This is a genomic window from Halobacillus andaensis, from assembly GCF_014636475.1.
Classification (GTDB): Bacteria; Bacillota; Bacilli; order Bacillales; family Halobacillaceae; genus Halobacillus_A; species Halobacillus_A andaensis.
In genome coordinates this window covers 681,394-699,142 of sequence record NZ_BMEL01000001.1, presented here as the reverse complement: position 1 = coordinate 699,142, position 17,749 = coordinate 681,394, and the positions used below count along the sequence as shown (strand labels likewise).

The window sequence follows — 17,749 nt, the reverse complement described above, 5'->3', positions numbered from 1 at the left end:
TAATAAAACAGGTTTTAAGAGGGATAAAGCCTGCAATGGAAAGAATAAAATAATGATGTCAGTTTGACAAACGGTTTCATTCTATTTAATAATAGGGAAGATTTGTGATATATATAATAAAACAGAAATACCTCTATGGGAGGAAACTACATGGCAGATTATCTTGTAATCGTTGAATCACCAGCTAAAGCAAAGACGATTGAACGATACCTTGGAAAGAAATACAAAGTAAAAGCATCGTTAGGACACGTAAGAGACTTACCGAGAAGTCAAATGGGTGTTGATGTTGAAAATGAATTCGAACCTAAATATATTACGATACGAGGAAAAGGACCTGTACTAAAAGAATTAAAAACAGCAGCTAAAAAAGCGAAACGTGTTTATCTCGCAGCCGACCCCGACCGCGAAGGAGAAGCGATCGCATGGCATTTGGCTCATAGTTTAGATATTGATCAAAAATCAGAATGCAGGGTTGTATTTAACGAAATAACAAAAGATGCGATTAAAGATTCATTTAAACAGCCCCGTACCATCGACTCTGACTTAGTAGATGCTCAGCAGGCAAGACGCGTGCTTGATCGTCTAGTTGGTTATAACATTAGTCCGATCTTATGGAAGAAAGTTAAAAAAGGACTAAGTGCAGGACGTGTGCAGTCGGTCGCTGTGAAGATCATAATTGATCGTGAAAATGAAATTAAAAAATTCGAACCAGAAGAATATTGGACGATCGATGCAGATTTCCTAAAAGATAAAGAAAAATTTGAAGGGTCTTTCTATGGAGTAGACGGGAAAAAGAAAGATCTTAAGACAGAAGAAGATGTCAAAGAAATTCAGGACAAAATGAAAGGCGATCAGTTTTCGATCGAAAAAGTAAATAAGAGAGAAAGAAGAAGGAACCCTTCTCAGCCATTTACCACTTCTTCTTTACAGCAGGAAGCTGCTCGAAAGCTTAACTTTAGAGCAAAGAAAACGATGATGGTTGCTCAACAGCTGTATGAAGGAATTGACCTGAAAGGAAAACAAGGAATTACAGGTTTAATCACTTACATGCGTACGGATTCCACGAGGCTTTCAAATTCGGCAAAAGATGATGCGAAATCTTATATTGAAAACAATTTTGGCAAAGAATATTTAACGAAAAGCAATAATGAGAAGAAGCAAGGTGGAGCTCAAGATGCTCACGAAGCCATTCGTCCAACAGGAGCCAGCAGAGACCCTAAAGCGATGAAGAGTCTATTATCAAGAGATCAATACCGTCTTTATAAACTAATATGGGACCGATTTATTGCTAGTCAGATGGCTCCAGCGGTATTAGATACGATGACGGTTCACCTCTATAATGAAGGTGTTGAGTTCAGAGCAACCGGTTCAGAAGTGAAGTTCAAAGGGTTTATGAAGGTTTACATTGAAGGTAGTGATGATAATAAAAAAGAGAAGGACAAGCTGCTGCCACACCTTGAAGAAGGGATGAACGTTAAGGCAGATGCTATTAAACCTAATCAACACTTTACTCAGCCGCCTCCCCGCTATACAGAAGCGCGTCTCGTTCGAACACTAGAGGAACTGGGGATCGGCCGACCTTCGACCTATGCTCCTACTCTTGATACGATTCAACGCAGAGGGTATGTGGCACTAGATAACAAGAGATTTGTGCCTACTGAACTTGGTGAGATTGTCCTAGAGCAATTAAAAGAATATTTCCCTGAGATCATTGATGTAGATTTCACAAAAGGAATGGAAGATGATCTTGATTCAATTGAAGAAGGAAAGCAGGACTGGGTAACTACGATCTCTCAATTCTATCAAGGCTTTCAACCTCGACTTGAAAAAGCTGAAAAAGAGATGGAACATGTGGAGATTAAGGATGAACCCGCTGGCATAGATTGTGAAAAATGCGGTCACGAAATGGTATACAAGATGGGGCGTTACGGGAAATTTCTCGCTTGCTCCAACTTTCCAGATTGCCGCAATACAAAACCGATTCTTAAGAAAATTGATGTAACATGTCCAAAATGTAAAGAAGGCGAAGTAGTCGAACGAAAGAGTAAGAAAAACCGTAAGTTTTTCGGCTGCGATCAATATCCTGAATGTGACTTTATTTCTTGGGATAAACCGATCTCACGTCCTTGTCCGAAATGTGAATCACTACTCGTTGAGAAAAAAGCGAAAAAAGGTACTCAAATTCAATGTACCGAATGTGATTATAAAGAAGAACAGCAATCCTAGCTGGAGGAAAACCTGCGTTGCATAATGCCGCAGGTTTTTATTATTTAAAAATGATATGAAAATATTTGACACGTTCCTAATGGAAAGCTATAATTACGGTTTGGTAAGGACATATACTTGACAGTAATTATTTGTAATCGTTTATTTTTTACTTCAATAGCCGTATAATAATAGAAATAAGTCATGAACAATTCAGAATGTTATTACAATTTCATTAAATGAATTGTTATTTTAGTGAATAGTGTGATAAAATTTAGACGCTTTGTGAGGTGAAATATGAACGAATTCGAACATCAAAAAAATTTATTCGTTGAATATTTACAAATTGAGAAAAACGCTTCTTCTTTAACGATTACGAACTACAAGGAAGACCTTCGAGACTTTATGAATTTTTTACAGGCTGAATCTATGGCATCGTTAAAGCAAGTCGATTATTCTGTCATTAGGGTCTATTTATCACAACTTCACAATAAGCAGCTTTCAAGGAGAAGCATTTCAAGAAAGCTATCCTGCTTAAGAAGCTTTTATCGTTTTTTAGAAAGAGAAAAGTTAGTAGAACAAAATCCTTTTCTTAATGTACGAATGCCTAAAAGTGAAAATCCTATTCCGCAATTTTTTTATGAAGAGGAAATTAAATACTTATTTGAGGTAAGCGATGTGACGACCCCTTTAGGGCAGCGTAATCAAGCTTTGATCGAGCTATTATATGGAACAGGTATGCGAGTGAGTGAGTGCGAGCAGTTAGAGCAAGGGGATATCGATTTCTCTTTATCCACCCTTCTCGTTAGAGGGAAGGGGCGTAAAGAGCGATATGTACCATTTGGGCAGTTTGCTTTTGACGCTTTAACAACATACTTACATGAAGGGCGTCCCGATCTTCAAAGTGAAAAAACAGAAGGAACGTCACGTGTTTTTCTTAATGCTCGAGGAGGACCGTTAACAGCCAGAGGCATTCGAACCATTTTAAATAAAATGGTAGAGGACGCAGCTTTAACGGTAGATATCCATCCGCATAAGCTTAGGCATACATTTGCAACCCATTTGCTTAATGAAGGTGCAGACTTACGTTCTGTTCAGGAGTTACTGGGGCATGAACATTTATCTTCAACGCAAATTTACACGCACGTAACGAAGGATCGACTCCGTCATGTATATATGAATAGTCATCCTCGCGCTAATAAATGATGAGGTGATGGAATGGATCGTCAATTTCATGCAACTACGATATTTGCTGTGCAGCATAAAGGTAAAGCTGCGATGAGCGGAGACGGTCAAGTGACGCTTGGCAACCAAGTAGTCATGAAGCATAAAGCCGTAAAAGTACGAAAATTATTTAATGATGAAGTATTGGCTGGCTTTGCAGGTTCTGTGGCCGATGCATTTACGCTTTTTGAAAAATTCGAAGCCAAACTGGAAGCATATGATGGAAATTTAGCGAGAGCTTCGGTAGAACTGGCAAAAGAATGGCGCAGTGATCAAGTTCTACGTAAGCTTGAAGCGATGTTAATCGTCATGAATAAAGATAAAATGTTTTTAGTGTCAGGTACTGGGGAAGTCATAGAACCGGACGATGGAATATTAGCCATTGGTTCAGGAGGGAACTATGCTCTTAGTGCAGGCCGCGCATTAAAAAGATATTCTTCAGAACAGTCAGCCGAAGATATCGCGCGTGCTTCACTAGAAATAGCTGGAGAAATTTGTGTGTTTACGAATAACCATATTACGTTAGAGGTTTTGGAATAGGAGGTTTGCATCGTGTCCATTAAATTAACACCTAAACAAATCGTTGAGCGATTGGATCAATATATTATAGGTCAGACAGATGCGAAACGATCCGTAGCAGTAGCTCTTCGAAATCGATATCGCCGCATGCAGCTAACCGATGATTTAAAGAATGAAGTCGTTCCTAAAAATATTCTAATGATGGGTCCTACAGGTGTCGGTAAGACAGAGGTTGCTAGAAGACTGGCTAAACTTGTAGGTGCGCCTTTTGTAAAAGTAGAAGCTACTAAGTTTACCGAAGTAGGGTATGTAGGACGCGACGTAGAATCTATGGTACGGGACCTGGTCGAAATGGCCGTTCGCATGGTAAAAGAAGAAAAAATGGAAGCTGTAAAAGACCGTGCGGAAGAGCAAGCCAACAAGCGGCTGGTGAAATTACTTGTGCCATCGAAGAAAAAGCAGGGCAACACAATGAAAAATCCTTTTGAAATGCTTTTTCAACAAGGTGATCAAGAGACGACCGCGTCTGATCAAGCGAATGAAGATGCTGAAGTGGAAACGAAACGAAGCCGTATCAAGCACCAATTGGAGCTTGGAGAGCTTGAAGACCATATGGTGACGGTAGAAGTCGAAGAATCCCAATCTTCTATGTTTGATATGCTCCAGGGCTCGGGAATGGAACAGATGGGCATGAATATGCAAGATGCCTTCAGTCAATTTATGCCGAAGAATAAGAAGAAAAGAAAACTTACCGTATCTAAAGCGAGAAAAGTGTTAACTCAGGAAGAAGCTCAAAAGTTAGTGGATATGGATGAGGTTGGCCAAGAAGCGGTAGAAAAGGTAGAGCAGTCGGGAATGATCTTTATTGATGAAATTGATAAAGTGGCTGCAAAAGGTGAAAACCAAGCAAATGTTTCGAGAGAAGGCGTACAACGAGACATCCTTCCTATTATTGAAGGATCAACGATTGTCACAAAATATGGACCTGTCTCGACCGATCATATTTTATTTATAGCCGCTGGTGCATTTCATATGGCTAAACCTTCAGATTTAATTCCAGAGCTTCAAGGCCGTTTCCCTATTCGGGTTGAATTGCAGAAGTTGACGGTAGAAGATTTCCGTAATATTTTAGTAGAGCCATCAAATGCATTATTGAAACAATATAAAGCACTTCTTGAAACAGAAGGTATAAAGGTTGAATTTTCTGACGATGCTATAACTAGATTGGCTGAAATAGCTTATGAGGTAAACCAGGAGACAGATAACATTGGCGCACGCCGTCTGCATACGATCTTAGAAAAATTACTAGAGGATCTTTCTTTTGAAGCGCCTGATGTCACCCTTGAAACAATTGAAATAACCCCTCAATATGTAGAAAGTAAACTATCTACAATTGTTAAAAATAAAGATTTAAGCAGATTTATACTTTAAGATTTGTAAGGAGGAAGAACAATGGAATTATTAAACCGCGCAAGAAGAATTAACGCAATGCTGCAAAAAACAACTGGGAAATCGGTGGACTTTAATGATATGTCGGCAACATTAAGAGATGTCATTGGAGCAAATACATTTGTATTGAGCCGTAGAGGTAAGCTGTTGGGGTTTGCGATCAAACAAGAGATTGAAAATGAAAGAATGAAGGCTATGCTTTCAGAAAGACGCTTTCCGCAGGAATACACTCAGAATTTATTCAATATTCAAGAGACAACTCCGAACCTCGATATCGATAGTGAGTACACGGCTTTTCCAGTGGAAAACAGAGAATTGTTTGAAGAGGGATTAACAACGATTGTTCCTATTATCGGTGGCGGACAGAGACTAGGTACACTTATTCTCAGTCGCTTAAATGAAAGCTTTAACGAAGATGATCTGCTTTTAGCTGAGTACGGGGCTACCGTTGTGGGTATGGAAATTCTACATGAAAAGACAGAAGAAATTGAGCAAGAAGCTCGTAATAAAGCGGTTGTTCAAATGGCAATTAGTTCATTATCTTATAGTGAGTTAGAAGCGATTGAACATATTTTTGAAGAACTGGAAGGAAATGAAGGACTTCTTGTTGCCAGTAAGATTGCGGATAGAGTAGGAATCACGCGTTCTGTAATTGTAAATGCTCTTCGTAAACTAGAAAGTGCTGGGGTTATCGAATCACGTTCTCTTGGGATGAAAGGGACGTATATTAAAGTATTAAACAACAATTTCCTAGTAGAATTGCAAAAATTACGCGCCAATTAATAACAGACTGTGACAAAACTGAATAAAGCATAAAATAATCCGAACGATTCTGTAGGAATCAGTTCGGATTATTTATGTTAAAGAGAATTCACACCATCGCTCCGTTAAAATACTTAACATTCCGTGGGCGCGGTCTCAGCTTCCTCGGAAAGCATAGAGCGCTTTCTGAGGAAGCTGAGACTCGTGCTGTTCCCACAGGAGTCTTCGAATTTTGACTACGCTAATGATCTGCGTTCACACGAAATATACGATTTTTAATATCGCTGATTTACTTATGTACCAATTTTTTTTATTTTTATTAGGTAAGTCCTAAAATTATGGGAGTAACTGTAAAATAACAGAGAAATAAGACCGCACTTATCATTCTTTTGTAGCTTTTTTAATATGTTTAAAAATCCAATTTATTTTACCGCATAATTGTGTAATAATGTTCTTTATAGTAGTTTTTTCGACAAATAGAAATAATTACCGACAAATCAAAACTTTAAGACTAGGTCTAAATGTTCTTTTGTCCTGCAAATGGAAAAATTAATAAAATTAGAATAGACGCGTTGTACAATTTTTCTTAAAATAAAGTTTATTCGTTTGTCAAAACAATCTAGAAGATACGGGAGGGAATGTCTTGAACCTATTTAGTGATACCTTTACCACACTAGAGAACTCTTTAAACTTCTCTACTAAAAAAAATGCAGCCATATCCGATAACATAGCAAACGTGGACACTCCTGGTTATAAAGCGAAAGATGTTGCTTTTAAGGAAGTATTAGAAGGGGAAATAAATGGGTTGCAAGCGAAGCGTACCAATGAACGACATTTACCGTTTAATTCTACTAAAGATAATCAAATCACTACGATTCGTAATGAAGGTACTACATACAATCATAACGGAAACAATGTCGACATCGATAAGGAGATGAACGACTTAGCTAAAAATCAAATCCAATATCAAGCGCTGGTTGATCGATTAAGCGGCAAATTTAACAGTCTTGAAAGTGTAATTAAGGGAGGGAACTAAGCATGAGTATTTTTAATTCCATGAACGCAAGTGCCAGTGGACTAACGGCACAACGCCTTCGAATGGACACTGCTTCATCCAACATGGCAAATGCAGACTCCACTCGCGCTACAGTTAATGAAAATGGGGAGTGGGAGCCTTACCGTAGAAAAATGGTTGAGTTTCAACCAAAAGACCAGTCCTTTGGCTCATTCTTAGAAAAAGCGCAGGCTGGCTCATCCTCTACTGGTAAAAATGGGGTAAAGGCTACCGAAATTCTCGATGATGAGGAACCATTCAAACAAGTTTATAATCCGAGTCACCCTGACGCTAATGAAGACGGCTATGTACAGATGCCGAATGTAGATCCACTTAAAGAAACCGTTGATATGATGAGTGCGACTCGGTCCTATGAAGCAAATGTAACTTCAATGAATGCTTCAAAAGGCATGCTAATGAAAGCACTCGAAATCGGCAAGTAAAAAGGAGGCAGACTTATGATAAATACCACTCCATTATCCACTAACCAAATACAAGCTTCGGATCAAACTGCTTCAAAGTTAAATAGCCCTGCAGAGGCACACTCTCAATTTGCAGATCATTTAAAAACAGCAGTTGAAAATGTGAACAACGCTAACAAAGCCTCTGATGATCTGACTAAGGCTTTAGCGAATGGTGAAGTTGATGATTTACATGAGGTAATGGTTGCTTCTGAGAAAGCTAGCATCACCACTCAAACTTCCATTGAAATACGAAATAAAGTAGTCGATGCATACAAGGAAATTATGAGAATGCAAGTTTAACGATCACTATTTAACTAGTTGATATACATATTCTCGAATATTGTGCTTTTTGTGGGGGCAATTATGAAAGAAAAATTAAAAATTTATAAAAGTAAAGCGACTTCGTTTTGGAACGAACGAAGCAAAAAACAAAAAGGTCTACTAATAGGGACTGTTGCAGCGTTTATATTATTGGTATCAATCGCAAGCATATTCGCCACCAGTTCCAATATGGTCCCTTTATATCGTGATCTATCTCTGCAGGAGGTCGGGCAGGTAAAGGAAGAATTAGACGCTAGAGGCATTGCGTATGAGTTGGACTCTGGTGGAACTACTGTTCATGTTCCTGAAGCCCAGGCTGAATCATTAATAGTAGATTTAGCAGCTGCTGGTATCCCAGACAGCGGAAATATTGATTATGGATTCTTTAGTGATAATGTTTCCTGGGGCATGACAGATAATGAATTTGAGGTCATTAAGGTAGATGCCATGCAATCGGAACTTGCCAGCTTAATGACAGGGATCGCTGGTATTGATGGGGCCGACGTAATGATTAACGTTCCTGAAGAAGAAGTGTTTGTTTCAGATTCAAATCAAACAGCTTCAGCTTCTATCGTATTGAATGTAAAGCCTGGCCATGATATTCAAAACGATCAAGTTGAAACCCTTTATAACTTAGCTTCGAAGTCTGTTCCTAACCTTTCTAATGATGATATCGTCATCATGGATCAAAATTTCAACTATTTTGACATAAATAATTCAGAAAATGCGAATAGTTCAGACGCTTATACATATCAGCAAGGTGTAAAAGAAGATATAGAGAGAGATATTCAGCAGCGTTTACAAAAAATGCTCGGCACTATGGTCGGCCAGGACAAGGTAGTAGCTTCCGTAACGGCTGACATTGATTTTACACAAGAAAATCGTACGGAAGATTTGGTCGAGCCTGTCGATGAGGAAACAATGGAGGGTCTTCCTGTTAGTGTAGAACGAATTGAAGAAGCTTATGAGGGAGGGACCCCTGTAGGAGGAACGGCTGGTACAGGTGATGAAGATGTACCTGGATATGAAGCTGAAGATGGGGAAGGCGGTGGAGACTATGAAATGTCAAAAGAAACCGTCAACAATGAATTTAACCGAATTCAGCGAAACATTCAGGAAAGCCCTTTTAAAGTCAGGGATCTTGGGATTCAAGTAGCCGTAGATTCGACAAAAGGGGAAAATGAGCAAGGAGAAGTCGAAATGCTTTCTCAGCAAGAACAAAACACCGTTGAAGAGAGCATACAGTCGATGGTGGATTCAATGATTACAACTTCTATTGATGGAAGCTATGATCAAGAAATTGATACAGCTGATAAAGCTTCTATCGTCTTTCAAGAGTTTGAAGGAAGCCCGCAAATCACTCCTCCATCTGAAGGAATTCCTGTATGGGTCTATCTAGCTGGCGGGATATTACTGCTTCTAATCTTCTTCCTCGTATGGAGACTGCTGAAACGCAGAAATGAAGAGGAAGAAGAGATGGTTTTTGAAGAAGTCATCGAAGAAAAACCTAAAGCCGTGCCCGACATAGAAGAAAAAGAGAATGATTCAACGGTAAAAAGAAAACAGCTTGAACGCATGGCCAAAGAGAAACCCGAAGACTTTGCGAAACTCCTGCGTTCATGGATTGCTGAAGATTAAGGAGGGACCTAAATGGCCTATCAACAAGCAAGGTTATCAGGAAAGCAGAAGGCAGCCCTTCTGCTCATCTCTCTTGGCCCTGATGTAGCTGCTCAAGTTTATAAACATTTAACAGAAGAAGAAATGGAACAATTAACGTTAGAGATTTCGTCGGTGCAGAAAGTAGAAGCAAAGCAAAAGGAAGAAATACTGGAGCAATTCCACCAAATAGCGCTTGCGCAGGATTACATTTCTCAAGGCGGTATAGGATATGCCAAAACAGTATTAGAGAAGGCATTAGGAGAACAAGAGGCTTCCCATATTATTGGACGATTAACTTCTTCTTTACAAGTGAAGCCGTTTGATTTTGCTCGTAAAGCTGATCCTAATCAAATCTTAAATTTTATACAAAACGAACATCCTCAAACAATCGCGCTTATCCTATCTTATCTAGATGCTGCTCAGTCCGGGCAGATTCTATCTGAGCTTCCTCAAGAGTTACAGGCGGATATCGCAAGACGTATTGCCACGATGGACTCGACTTCTCCAGAGATCATTAGTCAGGTGGAAAGCATTCTAGAGAAAAAACTTTCTACTACAGTGACACAAGATTACACGGATACAGGCGGCATTCAGGCAGTTGTTGAGGTTTTAAATGGAGTGGACAGGAGCACAGAACGGACGATTTTAGATGCGTTAGAGATTCAAGATCCTGAGCTGGCAGAGGAGATTAAGAAACGAATGTTTGTCTTTGAAGACATCGTTACCTTGGATAACCGAGCCATTCAAAGAGTGATACGAGAAGTGGACAATGATGATCTTCGTCTGTCACTGAAGGTCTCCAGCGATGAAGTGAAAGACTTGGTATTTAATAACATGTCCGAGAGAATGTCTGAAACCTTTAAAGAAGAAATGGAAATTATGGGGCCTGTACGCCTGCGTGATGTAGAAGAAGCGCAAACTAGAGTTGTCGGCAATATTAGAAGGTTAGAGGACGTAGGGGAAATTGTGATTGCCAGGGGTGGAGGAGATGACATTATTGTTTAACAGTAATCTTCATGAAAAGCGAGTCATTGAAATTAAGCCTCTTCATGTGCAAAAGGAAAAAGACGACGCCTCTGCAAAACAGCAAGAGTATACTGCCAATCAGCTGCTGATTGAAGCTGAAGCTAAATTGAAAGAGGCTGAAGAAAAATCAAAAGTTATCTTAAAACAAGCCAGAGAAGATATTGAACAAGAAAAAGAATCCTGGAATAAGGAGAAAGCAGTTCTTATTAAACAGGCTGAAGAAAAAGGGTTTCAAGCTGGATTTAAAAGTGGCGAAGAACAAGGTGCTCATACATATAGTCAAAAAATCGATGAAGCGAATGACCTGATCAAGTTAGCCAACGAGAATTATGTATTAAAAGTAAGTTCGAGTGAAGAAGCTATTGTAGAGATTGCGGCAGCTTGTGCGGAGAAGATACTTGGTCAGGAATTACAAATGAATGAAGCCAGCTTTATCCATGTGGTTAAAAAAGCCGTCGAGGATGTTAAGAACCAACCAGAGATTAAAGTATTTGTTCACCCGGATGATTATCCGACGATTCATTCTCAAAAAGTAGAATTAGAGGCGATTATGGAGTTCCAATCGTCACTTCACATCATTATGAAGGAGACAGTAGAGAAGCATGGCTGTATCATCGAATCTTCTTTTGGTCAAATAGATGCCGGTATCGGCTCTCAGCTCCAAGAGTTAAGACATAAGCTGGACCAAATCGTTCAAGAGGAGAAAGCAGATGAATAAAGAGCTTTACTTACAGTCCATTCGAAAGGCTGATACATATAAACGGTTTGGAAAAATTACAAGAGTAATTGGACTAATGGTGGAGTCGAAAGGGCCGGAAGCAAGCGTTGGGGATGTTTGTTACATCCATACACCTTCCTCACAAAGCTCAAAGAAAATAGCGGCAGAAGTTGTCGGCTTTCAAGAAGAGAAGCTCTTGCTTATGCCATATTCCGAATTAAAGGATATCGGTCCAGGTAGTTTAGTAGAAGCGACGAAAGAGCCGCTTCAAATAAAAGCTGGCATTGGATTAATAGGGCAAGTGATTAATCCAATGGGTGAATTATTGAGCGAGGATTGCCTCCCAAAAGGATTGAAAACTTATCCGACAGAACAGTCCCCGCCTAACCCCTTAACGCGACCTCCTATCTCAAAACCTATACAAGTAGGCGTAAGAGCAATTGATACGCTGCTAACTGTAGGAGAGGGGCAGCGAATTGGAATATTTGCCGGAAGTGGTGTAGGAAAGAGTACGTTGCTAGGAATGATGTCTCGGAATAGTTCTGCGGATATTAATGTTATTGCTCTTATTGGTGAACGTGGACGTGAAGTCAGGGAATTTATTGAAAACGATCTTGGTAAGGAGGGGTTAAAACGTTCGATCGTCGTAGTTGCTACCTCAGACCAGCCTGCTCTCATGAGAGTAAAAGGAGCTTATACAGCGACAGCTATTAGCGAATATTTTCGAGAACGCGGCTATAACGTGAACTTATTAATGGATTCTATTACGAGATTTGCGATGGCACAGCGTGAAATTGGCTTAGCTGCTGGTGAGCCTCCAACGACGAAAGGATATACCCCCTCTGTGTTTGCTACACTGCCCAAGCTGCTGGAGCGAACAGGTAAGAGTCATCAAGGTTCCGTTACTGCCTATTACACGGTACTTGTAGATGGTGATGATTTAAATGAACCAATATCCGACACCGTAAGAGGCATCTTAGACGGTCACATTGTGTTAGATCGAAAATTAGCTGAACAAGGGCAATTTCCTGCTATAAATATTTTAAAATCAATCAGCCGGGTTATGAATCAAGTAGTAGATGATACGCACAAAGACTCAGCTGATCGATTGAGACAGTTACTAGCTACATATGAAGACAACAGCGAACTTATTCAAATCGGAGCTTATAAGCGAGGCAGCAGCAGAGAGATTGATGAAGCCATTCACTATCAGCCCGCAATTATTAATTTTTTAAAACAAGACGTCAATGAAAAATCTAGTTTCCAAGATTCCGTAAAAGCATTATCCCAGCTATTAGCTTAGGAGGTTTACTAGTGACAACCCTTCAAACCTTTTATAAGATCAAAGATTTACAAGAACGTGAAAAAAAAGAAAAACAGAAAGTCTACCAAGAGCAAGTGGACCATTTTGAAACAGTAGCCACTGATTTATACGAGCTCCTAAAAAGGAAAGAAACAGCAGCTGATCAATTCGCTGAGCAGCTCAAACTGCAAACGGTAAAGGCTCAATCTTTCATTCAGCACGAGCAATTTATAGAACAGTTGGACAAGCAGATAAATGAGCTCCAACCATTGGTACAGCAAGCTAGAAATGATATGGAAAATGCTCATGAACATCTCTCTTCCGCGCACATTGAAGTGAAGAAATTCGACAGTTTAATAGATCGGCGGCTCCAGAAGCACAAAGATTGGTTGAAAGTTGAAGAGAACAAATCCATGGATGAATTATCTACAAGACAGTTTCTAAATTATAAAAATAGGTGATGGTATGGCGAAGAAAAAAGAAAACAAGCAAAACCCTGTGCAATGGTTTTTTCTTGTTATCGTTGTTCCGACGGTTTTTGCGTTAACCCTCCTCCTCGTAGTTCTTATGGTTATGGGAGTAAATGTATTTCAAAAAGCAGAAGAAGTAGCCAGTAAAACGCCCATAGTCTCTCAATGGGTGTCAACGACCGAAGAAAAAGATGCACAGCGTGAGACCGATCGATTAGAGGCTGTTATCTCTGAAAACGATTCGGAAATCGAACAGTTAGAGGCTCAAAACAGCGATAAGGAAGCTGCGATTGACGAGTTAAATCAAACCATTGAGAAGCTGGAAGCTCAATTAGAATCTTCTGCGGAAGACGAAGATGAAGAAGAAGAAACGGACCGAGCTGCGGAAATGGCTAGGTCCTTTCAGGAAATGGATGAAGAAGAAGCCGCTCCTATCATAGAAAACATGGATGAGACCTTAGCGATAGATTTACTTGAAAAGATAAACAGCGATCAGCGTGGAGCTATTTTAGGTGTAATGGAAGCTGAAACAGCTGCTGAGCTGACAAGCTTAATCACAGGCCCTCGTTAAGATCCTTACTGTGAAGATTGAAAGGAGGTGAAAAAACGTGGAAATGATGGCACAGTTATTTTCATCCATGCCTAAAGAAATGCCAGCTTTCTCAGGCAACGGAGAAACTAAGCAAAAAGACGACCACCGTGCATTTATGGAGACGCTGGAAAGCTTGTTAAAAGAAGAAACCAGTCAACCATTGGATTTAAGGGGGTTATTATCTCATATTAAAGCGGACCTTGAGCAGGCAGGCGTGACGTTCGAAGGAAAAGAGATGGAAGTACCTTCTGACAAAATGGCTAATATCATTGAACGTATGAGTGAAGCAGATCTAGAGACCTGGCTGGAAGAAGGCATGCCTGAACAGGTTCAAGCATTACTTCAAATGGAAGAGAAAGAGTTTCTCAAGTTAAATAAAGACACTCAATCAGATTTTATAAGTGCTATTCAGCAAGTAACTGAACAGCTGGATGACAAAATAAAAAATACGAAAGAGGCAGACAATTTCATCCTTAACATGATGGTCTCTCCAGTAAATGTGAGTCAGCAAGCTGATAAAACAGTGAAATCACAAACGACTCTCGAAGAACAGGCAGAGATGTTATGGAGGAAATTTGATCACATATCCACTCAGCTTCTAAATTCATCGGCTGACAAAAACGCTATCAAGCCTGAAGGTTTGGATCAAAAATCAATGATGCAATTAACACAGCTGTTAGAGCAAGTGACTAAGCTGGGTAGTCAAGCAAAGGATCAAAGCTCTTTACAAGAAACTTGGGCGAAACTTAGCAAACAAGGGACTAGTGAACAACAACAGCTTTTTGCTCACTTAGTAAAAAACTTTTCCGACCGTAATTCTATGCCTTACCATCAACACTCTTCAGTAAGAAGTAAAGATGTTGCGAAGTGGGCAGCACAATTTCTATCGAGAACTTTCGCTAGTGAACCAGCGAATCATTCTCAGGGAGCTAGTATACATACATCCATGAGTAAATTAGAACAATATGTGATCCATGTTAATCAAAATAACTCTCAGCCTGCAATGCAACAGCAGTTTATGGAACAGTTTGAACAATTGATTAAGTCCAGCCGTTTATTTCAAAACGGAAGCGGCCAATCGGAAATGAACATTCGTCTAAAGCCTCAGCAATTAGGTGAGATGAATGTGAAGGTCGTGCAAATGAATGGAGAGATGGCCGTGAAAATTACGGTTTCTACCTCTGCTGCTAAAGACATGTTAGAGAGTAATATGAATCAACTTCGTCATATGTTTTCTCCTCAACAAGTGGTTATCGAGAAGAGTGATTTGAATACAGGTGATCAGCTGCTGTCTCAGGAAGATAAAAATGCTGACGGTTTCAAAGATCAGCCATCTTCTCAAAAACAAAATGACGATGAATCAGAAGGGAACGATGATGAACAAGAAGAATTGTCATTTAAGGAGCTTTTAGTGAACGAGAAAGTGTAGGTGATGAACATGACAAGTATAGACCCTTCTTACTATTTGAATAATCAGCCTCCTAAGAAAACGGGAAGCGATGATTTAGGGAAAGATGATTTTCTGAAAATTTTGATGGCGCAGCTGCAAAATCAGGACCCCTTAGATCCTATGGAAGATAAAGAATTCGTTTCTCAAATGGCCCAGTTCTCCAGTTTAGAACAAATGACGAATATGTCTTCGACGATGGATAATTTTACGAAAAGCCAACGTTCGATCCCTGTCATTCAATATAGTGGGTTGATCGGTAAAGAAGTAACTTATCCAGTGTACGACAAGGAGACAGAAGCTGTAGAGGCTTTTAAAGAAGGGAAAGTGAACTCTGTCAGCCAGGAGGATGGAGATACCTTTTTGCTATTAAAAGACGGTGGGAAAGTACCCGTCGATGAAATTACGAAAGTGACCGAAGCAAAAGAATAGAAAGTAGGAATGGTTATGGATCCAAGGATACACCAGCTTCATCAACCGTTACCTGTTACCCATACGAAAAAGGCTTCACAACAATCGAACGTCTCATTTAAAGAAGCACTAAATGAAGCAAGCAGTCTGCAAATAAGCAAGCATGCAAAAAAACGAATGAGTGAACGCGACATAACAATTAATGACAGTCAATGGAGGCAAATTACCAACAAAGTAAATGAAGCGAAATCCAAAGGCGTAACGGATTCTTTAGTTGTATTAAAAGATTCAGCGCTCGTTGTAAGTAATAAAAATAACACCGTTATCACAGCGCTCAATAAAGAAGAATCCAACGATCACATTTTCACGAATATCAATGGAACGATTATTTTAGATCAATAGGCCGGACCCATCGAAGGGAAGCCTTAACAACTTACCGACCGACAGAGGTAAGTGTGAATAAAAATGAAGGAGAGATTGTGTCATGCTACGTTCAATGTATTCAGGAATTTCTGGAATGAAGGGTTTTCAAACTTCACTCGATACCATCGGTAATAACATTGCCAATGTAAACACAAGCGGATTTAAAAAAGGAAGGGTTTCGTTTCAAGATATGATGAGTCAATCCGTAGCGGGTGCTCAAGGAGCGGTTGAAGGCGCGGGAGGAAACGTACGTGGAGGTATCAACCCTTCGCAAGTTGGACTAGGTTCTCAAATGGGATCGATCGACAGCATCCATACGCAAGGGAACAGGCAGACGACGGACCGTCCATTGGATTTAGCGATTGAAGGTGATGGCATGTTTGTTCTTGCTGAAGGTCTTGAAGGGGAGACGATAAATGCAGCTGAGACATTTGGTGATGAAGGGTTAGCTAACTTAAATACAAGCTTTACTCGGGCGGGTAACTTTTATTTAGATGAAGAAGGAGCCATCGTAAATGGCGACGGCAAGTATCTTGTTGGAGAATCTTATGATACCGATGCAGATCCTGCCACAGCTTCAGGAGAGGCAGGAGTCATAACAATCCCGGAAAACGCACAAAGCTTTAACATCCAGTCAGATGGGACCGTTGGTTTTGTTGACGAAGGAGGAAACCCTCAAACAGCCGGACAAATTCGGTTAGCGAATTTCTCTAACCCTGAAGGTTTAGAAAAAGTAGGAGGAAGCACGTATCAAAATACGGATAATGCAGGTTTGTTTGTAGGACCAGGCGGTGAAGAAGGTGTGCTCACGAATTTAGATGACTTACAGCCAGCCGGACAAAATGGAACAGGAGAAATGGTGTCAGGTTCATTGGAGATGTCCAATGTGGATTTAGCTGAAGCATTTACTGAAATGATTACGGCTCAGCGCGGCTTCCAGGCAAACACAAGAATTATTACAACCTCAGATGAAATTTTACAGGAACTTACGAACTTAAAACGATAATAAAGGAGGGAGGAGGGCTCATTTCATGAGCCTCTCCACACTCAAATGATTTCATTAACGAGGTTGAACGGCGACGCATTTTGGTTTAATCCGATCTACATAGAAAAAATTCAATGTAACCCGGACACGACGATTACAACGACACACGGGAAAAGCTTTGTCGTAAAAGAGTCTGAGGAGATAGTCATAAAGAACATGAAACGCTTCTACAGAGAAATTGGTTTAGTGAGAATCGTGAACAAGGCGGGTGAAGAGGAATGAAAAATAAAGTATTTAAAACGATGCTTGTTGTACTCGGCTCCATTACCGTCATCGGCGTAGTTGCTCTCGTTCTTGTATTAAACTTATCTGAAACAGAAGCTGATGGAGAGCGCAGCATCGATGACATTCGTGAGGCGTCATTAATCACAGAAGATATAACAACTGACATTCAAGGTGGAGATTTCGTACGCATCAGCTTTCGTGTCGTAACTGATGGTGAAGATGCGTTACGTGAATTGGAAAAACGTGATTTCCAAATGCAAAATATTTTAATTAAAGAACTGGCCACGATGGAAGAAGAAGATTTTACATCTAACCTGGATAGTTTAGAAGAAGAGGTAAGGCTAAAGCTCAATGAGCTCATGAATGAAGGGCAAGTGACAGAAGTGTATACCGTAGATAAAGTCCTTCAATAGAAGTAATAAAGGTTATGGA

At 40.0% G+C, this 17,749-nt stretch carries 20 protein-coding genes; all 20 read left to right on the top strand.

All coding sequences use genetic code 11. The features are described from left to right. The first annotated feature begins 150 nt into the window (after positions 1-150). The 20 genes from topA to fliL all read left to right on the top strand — a co-directional run bounded on the left by topA (position 151) and on the right by fliL (position 17,730). On the top strand, positions 151-2,226 hold the full coding sequence (gene topA, locus IEV27_RS03630; protein WP_188376086.1) for a type I DNA topoisomerase: 2,076 nt from the start codon (positions 151-153) through the stop codon (positions 2,224-2,226). A 276-nt stretch (positions 2,227-2,502) separates the two neighbouring features. After that, positions 2,503-3,411 (top strand): tyrosine recombinase XerC, encoded by a 909-nt coding sequence (gene xerC / locus IEV27_RS03625; RefSeq protein WP_188376085.1) that lies wholly within the window; start codon positions 2,503-2,505, stop codon positions 3,409-3,411. A gap of 12 nt (positions 3,412-3,423) precedes the next feature. Then, positions 3,424-3,969, top strand: coding sequence for an ATP-dependent protease subunit HslV (gene hslV / locus IEV27_RS03620; RefSeq protein WP_188376084.1), 546 nt, complete (start codon positions 3,424-3,426; stop codon positions 3,967-3,969). Between the two features lie 12 nt (positions 3,970-3,981). Next, the gene (hslU, locus tag IEV27_RS03615; protein ID WP_188376083.1) at positions 3,982-5,379 is read left to right on the top strand and encodes an ATP-dependent protease ATPase subunit HslU; all 1,398 of its coding nucleotides are present in this window, start codon (positions 3,982-3,984) and stop codon (positions 5,377-5,379) included. Between the two features lie 21 nt (positions 5,380-5,400). Continuing rightward, positions 5,401-6,180: a GTP-sensing pleiotropic transcriptional regulator CodY gene (gene codY / locus IEV27_RS03610; RefSeq protein ID WP_188376082.1), complete on the top strand. Its 780-nt coding sequence runs from the start codon at positions 5,401-5,403 to the stop codon at positions 6,178-6,180. 622 nt (positions 6,181-6,802) lie between these two features. Then, positions 6,803-7,195 carry a flagellar basal body rod protein FlgB gene (flgB, locus tag IEV27_RS03605; protein WP_188376081.1) on the top strand — a complete coding sequence of 131 codons (393 nt, stop codon included), beginning with the start codon at positions 6,803-6,805 and terminating at the stop codon, positions 7,193-7,195. A 2-nt stretch (positions 7,196-7,197) separates the two neighbouring features. Then, on the top strand, positions 7,198-7,656 hold the full coding sequence (gene flgC, locus IEV27_RS03600) for a flagellar basal body rod protein FlgC (protein ID WP_188376080.1): 459 nt from the start codon (positions 7,198-7,200) through the stop codon (positions 7,654-7,656). Between the two features lie 15 nt (positions 7,657-7,671). Then, complete coding sequence (fliE, locus tag IEV27_RS03595; RefSeq protein WP_188376079.1) at positions 7,672-7,977, top strand: flagellar hook-basal body complex protein FliE; 306 nt, start codon at positions 7,672-7,674, stop codon at positions 7,975-7,977. Positions 7,978-8,040: 63 nt separating this feature from the next. Further along, positions 8,041-9,636 carry a flagellar basal-body MS-ring/collar protein FliF gene (fliF, locus tag IEV27_RS03590; protein WP_188376078.1) on the top strand — a complete coding sequence of 532 codons (1,596 nt, stop codon included), beginning with the start codon at positions 8,041-8,043 and terminating at the stop codon, positions 9,634-9,636. Positions 9,637-9,648: 12 nt separating this feature from the next. Continuing rightward, positions 9,649-10,662 carry a flagellar motor switch protein FliG gene (gene fliG, locus IEV27_RS03585; RefSeq protein ID WP_188376077.1) on the top strand — a complete coding sequence of 338 codons (1,014 nt, stop codon included), beginning with the start codon at positions 9,649-9,651 and terminating at the stop codon, positions 10,660-10,662. Continuing rightward, complete coding sequence (gene fliH, locus IEV27_RS03580; RefSeq protein WP_188376076.1) at positions 10,655-11,401, top strand: flagellar assembly protein FliH; 747 nt, start codon at positions 10,655-10,657, stop codon at positions 11,399-11,401. The genes fliG and fliH overlap by 8 nt, the downstream gene beginning before the upstream one ends. Continuing rightward, a complete protein-coding gene (fliI, locus tag IEV27_RS03575; protein ID WP_188376075.1) occupies positions 11,394-12,704 on the top strand; it encodes a flagellar protein export ATPase FliI in 1,311 nt (436 codons plus the stop codon). Before fliH ends, fliI begins: the two co-directional genes overlap by 8 nt. Positions 12,705-12,715: 11 nt before the next feature. Next, the gene (fliJ, locus tag IEV27_RS03570) at positions 12,716-13,165 is read left to right on the top strand and encodes a flagellar export protein FliJ (RefSeq protein WP_188376074.1); all 450 of its coding nucleotides are present in this window, start codon (positions 12,716-12,718) and stop codon (positions 13,163-13,165) included. 4 nt (positions 13,166-13,169) lie between these two features. Continuing rightward, a complete protein-coding gene (locus IEV27_RS03565) occupies positions 13,170-13,745 on the top strand; it encodes a MotE family protein (protein ID WP_188376073.1) in 576 nt (191 codons plus the stop codon). A 43-nt stretch (positions 13,746-13,788) separates the two neighbouring features. Continuing rightward, positions 13,789-15,195 (top strand): flagellar hook-length control protein FliK, encoded by a 1,407-nt coding sequence (locus IEV27_RS03560; protein WP_229734925.1) that lies wholly within the window; start codon positions 13,789-13,791, stop codon positions 15,193-15,195. Between the two features lie 9 nt (positions 15,196-15,204). After that, on the top strand, positions 15,205-15,645 hold the full coding sequence (gene flgD, locus IEV27_RS03555) for a flagellar hook assembly protein FlgD (RefSeq protein ID WP_188376071.1): 441 nt from the start codon (positions 15,205-15,207) through the stop codon (positions 15,643-15,645). Between the two features lie 15 nt (positions 15,646-15,660). After that, positions 15,661-16,026: a TIGR02530 family flagellar biosynthesis protein gene (locus IEV27_RS03550; protein WP_188376070.1), complete on the top strand. Its 366-nt coding sequence runs from the start codon at positions 15,661-15,663 to the stop codon at positions 16,024-16,026. A gap of 82 nt (positions 16,027-16,108) precedes the next feature. After that, on the top strand, positions 16,109-17,053 hold the full coding sequence (gene flgG, locus IEV27_RS03545) for a flagellar basal body rod protein FlgG (RefSeq protein WP_188376069.1): 945 nt from the start codon (positions 16,109-16,111) through the stop codon (positions 17,051-17,053). Between the two features lie 45 nt (positions 17,054-17,098). Then, a complete protein-coding gene (locus tag IEV27_RS03540; protein WP_188376068.1) occupies positions 17,099-17,314 on the top strand; it encodes a flagellar FlbD family protein in 216 nt (71 codons plus the stop codon). Beyond that, positions 17,311-17,730, top strand: coding sequence for a flagellar basal body-associated protein FliL (fliL, locus tag IEV27_RS03535; RefSeq protein WP_188376067.1), 420 nt, complete (start codon positions 17,311-17,313; stop codon positions 17,728-17,730). Before IEV27_RS03540 ends, fliL begins: the two co-directional genes overlap by 4 nt. The last annotated feature ends 19 nt before the right edge of the window (positions 17,731-17,749 follow it).

Bases quoted from the DNA above. Each gene is read 5' to 3' on its own strand.
- topA (WP_188376086.1), top strand. From the start codon at position 151: ATGGCAGATTATCTTGTAATCGTTGAATCACCAGCTAAAGCAAAGACG.
- xerC (WP_188376085.1), top strand. From the start codon at position 2,503: ATGAACGAATTCGAACATCAAAAAAATTTATTCGTTGAATATTTACAA.
- hslV (WP_188376084.1), top strand. From the start codon at position 3,424: ATGGATCGTCAATTTCATGCAACTACGATATTTGCTGTGCAGCATAAA.
- codY (WP_188376082.1), top strand. From the start codon at position 5,401: ATGGAATTATTAAACCGCGCAAGAAGAATTAACGCAATGCTGCAAAAA.
- flgC (WP_188376080.1), top strand. From the start codon at position 7,198: ATGAGTATTTTTAATTCCATGAACGCAAGTGCCAGTGGACTAACGGCA.
- fliE (WP_188376079.1), top strand. From the start codon at position 7,672: ATGATAAATACCACTCCATTATCCACTAACCAAATACAAGCTTCGGAT.
- fliF (WP_188376078.1), top strand. From the start codon at position 8,041: ATGAAAGAAAAATTAAAAATTTATAAAAGTAAAGCGACTTCGTTTTGG.
- fliG (WP_188376077.1), top strand. From the start codon at position 9,649: ATGGCCTATCAACAAGCAAGGTTATCAGGAAAGCAGAAGGCAGCCCTT.
- fliI (WP_188376075.1), top strand. From the start codon at position 11,394: ATGAATAAAGAGCTTTACTTACAGTCCATTCGAAAGGCTGATACATAT.
- IEV27_RS03565 (WP_188376073.1), top strand. From the start codon at position 13,170: ATGGCGAAGAAAAAAGAAAACAAGCAAAACCCTGTGCAATGGTTTTTT.
- IEV27_RS03560 (WP_229734925.1), top strand. From the start codon at position 13,789: ATGATGGCACAGTTATTTTCATCCATGCCTAAAGAAATGCCAGCTTTC.
- flgD (WP_188376071.1), top strand. From the start codon at position 15,205: ATGACAAGTATAGACCCTTCTTACTATTTGAATAATCAGCCTCCTAAG.
- IEV27_RS03550 (WP_188376070.1), top strand. From the start codon at position 15,661: ATGGATCCAAGGATACACCAGCTTCATCAACCGTTACCTGTTACCCAT.
- flgG (WP_188376069.1), top strand. From the start codon at position 16,109: ATGCTACGTTCAATGTATTCAGGAATTTCTGGAATGAAGGGTTTTCAA.
- IEV27_RS03540 (WP_188376068.1), top strand. From the start codon at position 17,099: ATGATTTCATTAACGAGGTTGAACGGCGACGCATTTTGGTTTAATCCG.
- fliL (WP_188376067.1), top strand. From the start codon at position 17,311: ATGAAAAATAAAGTATTTAAAACGATGCTTGTTGTACTCGGCTCCATT.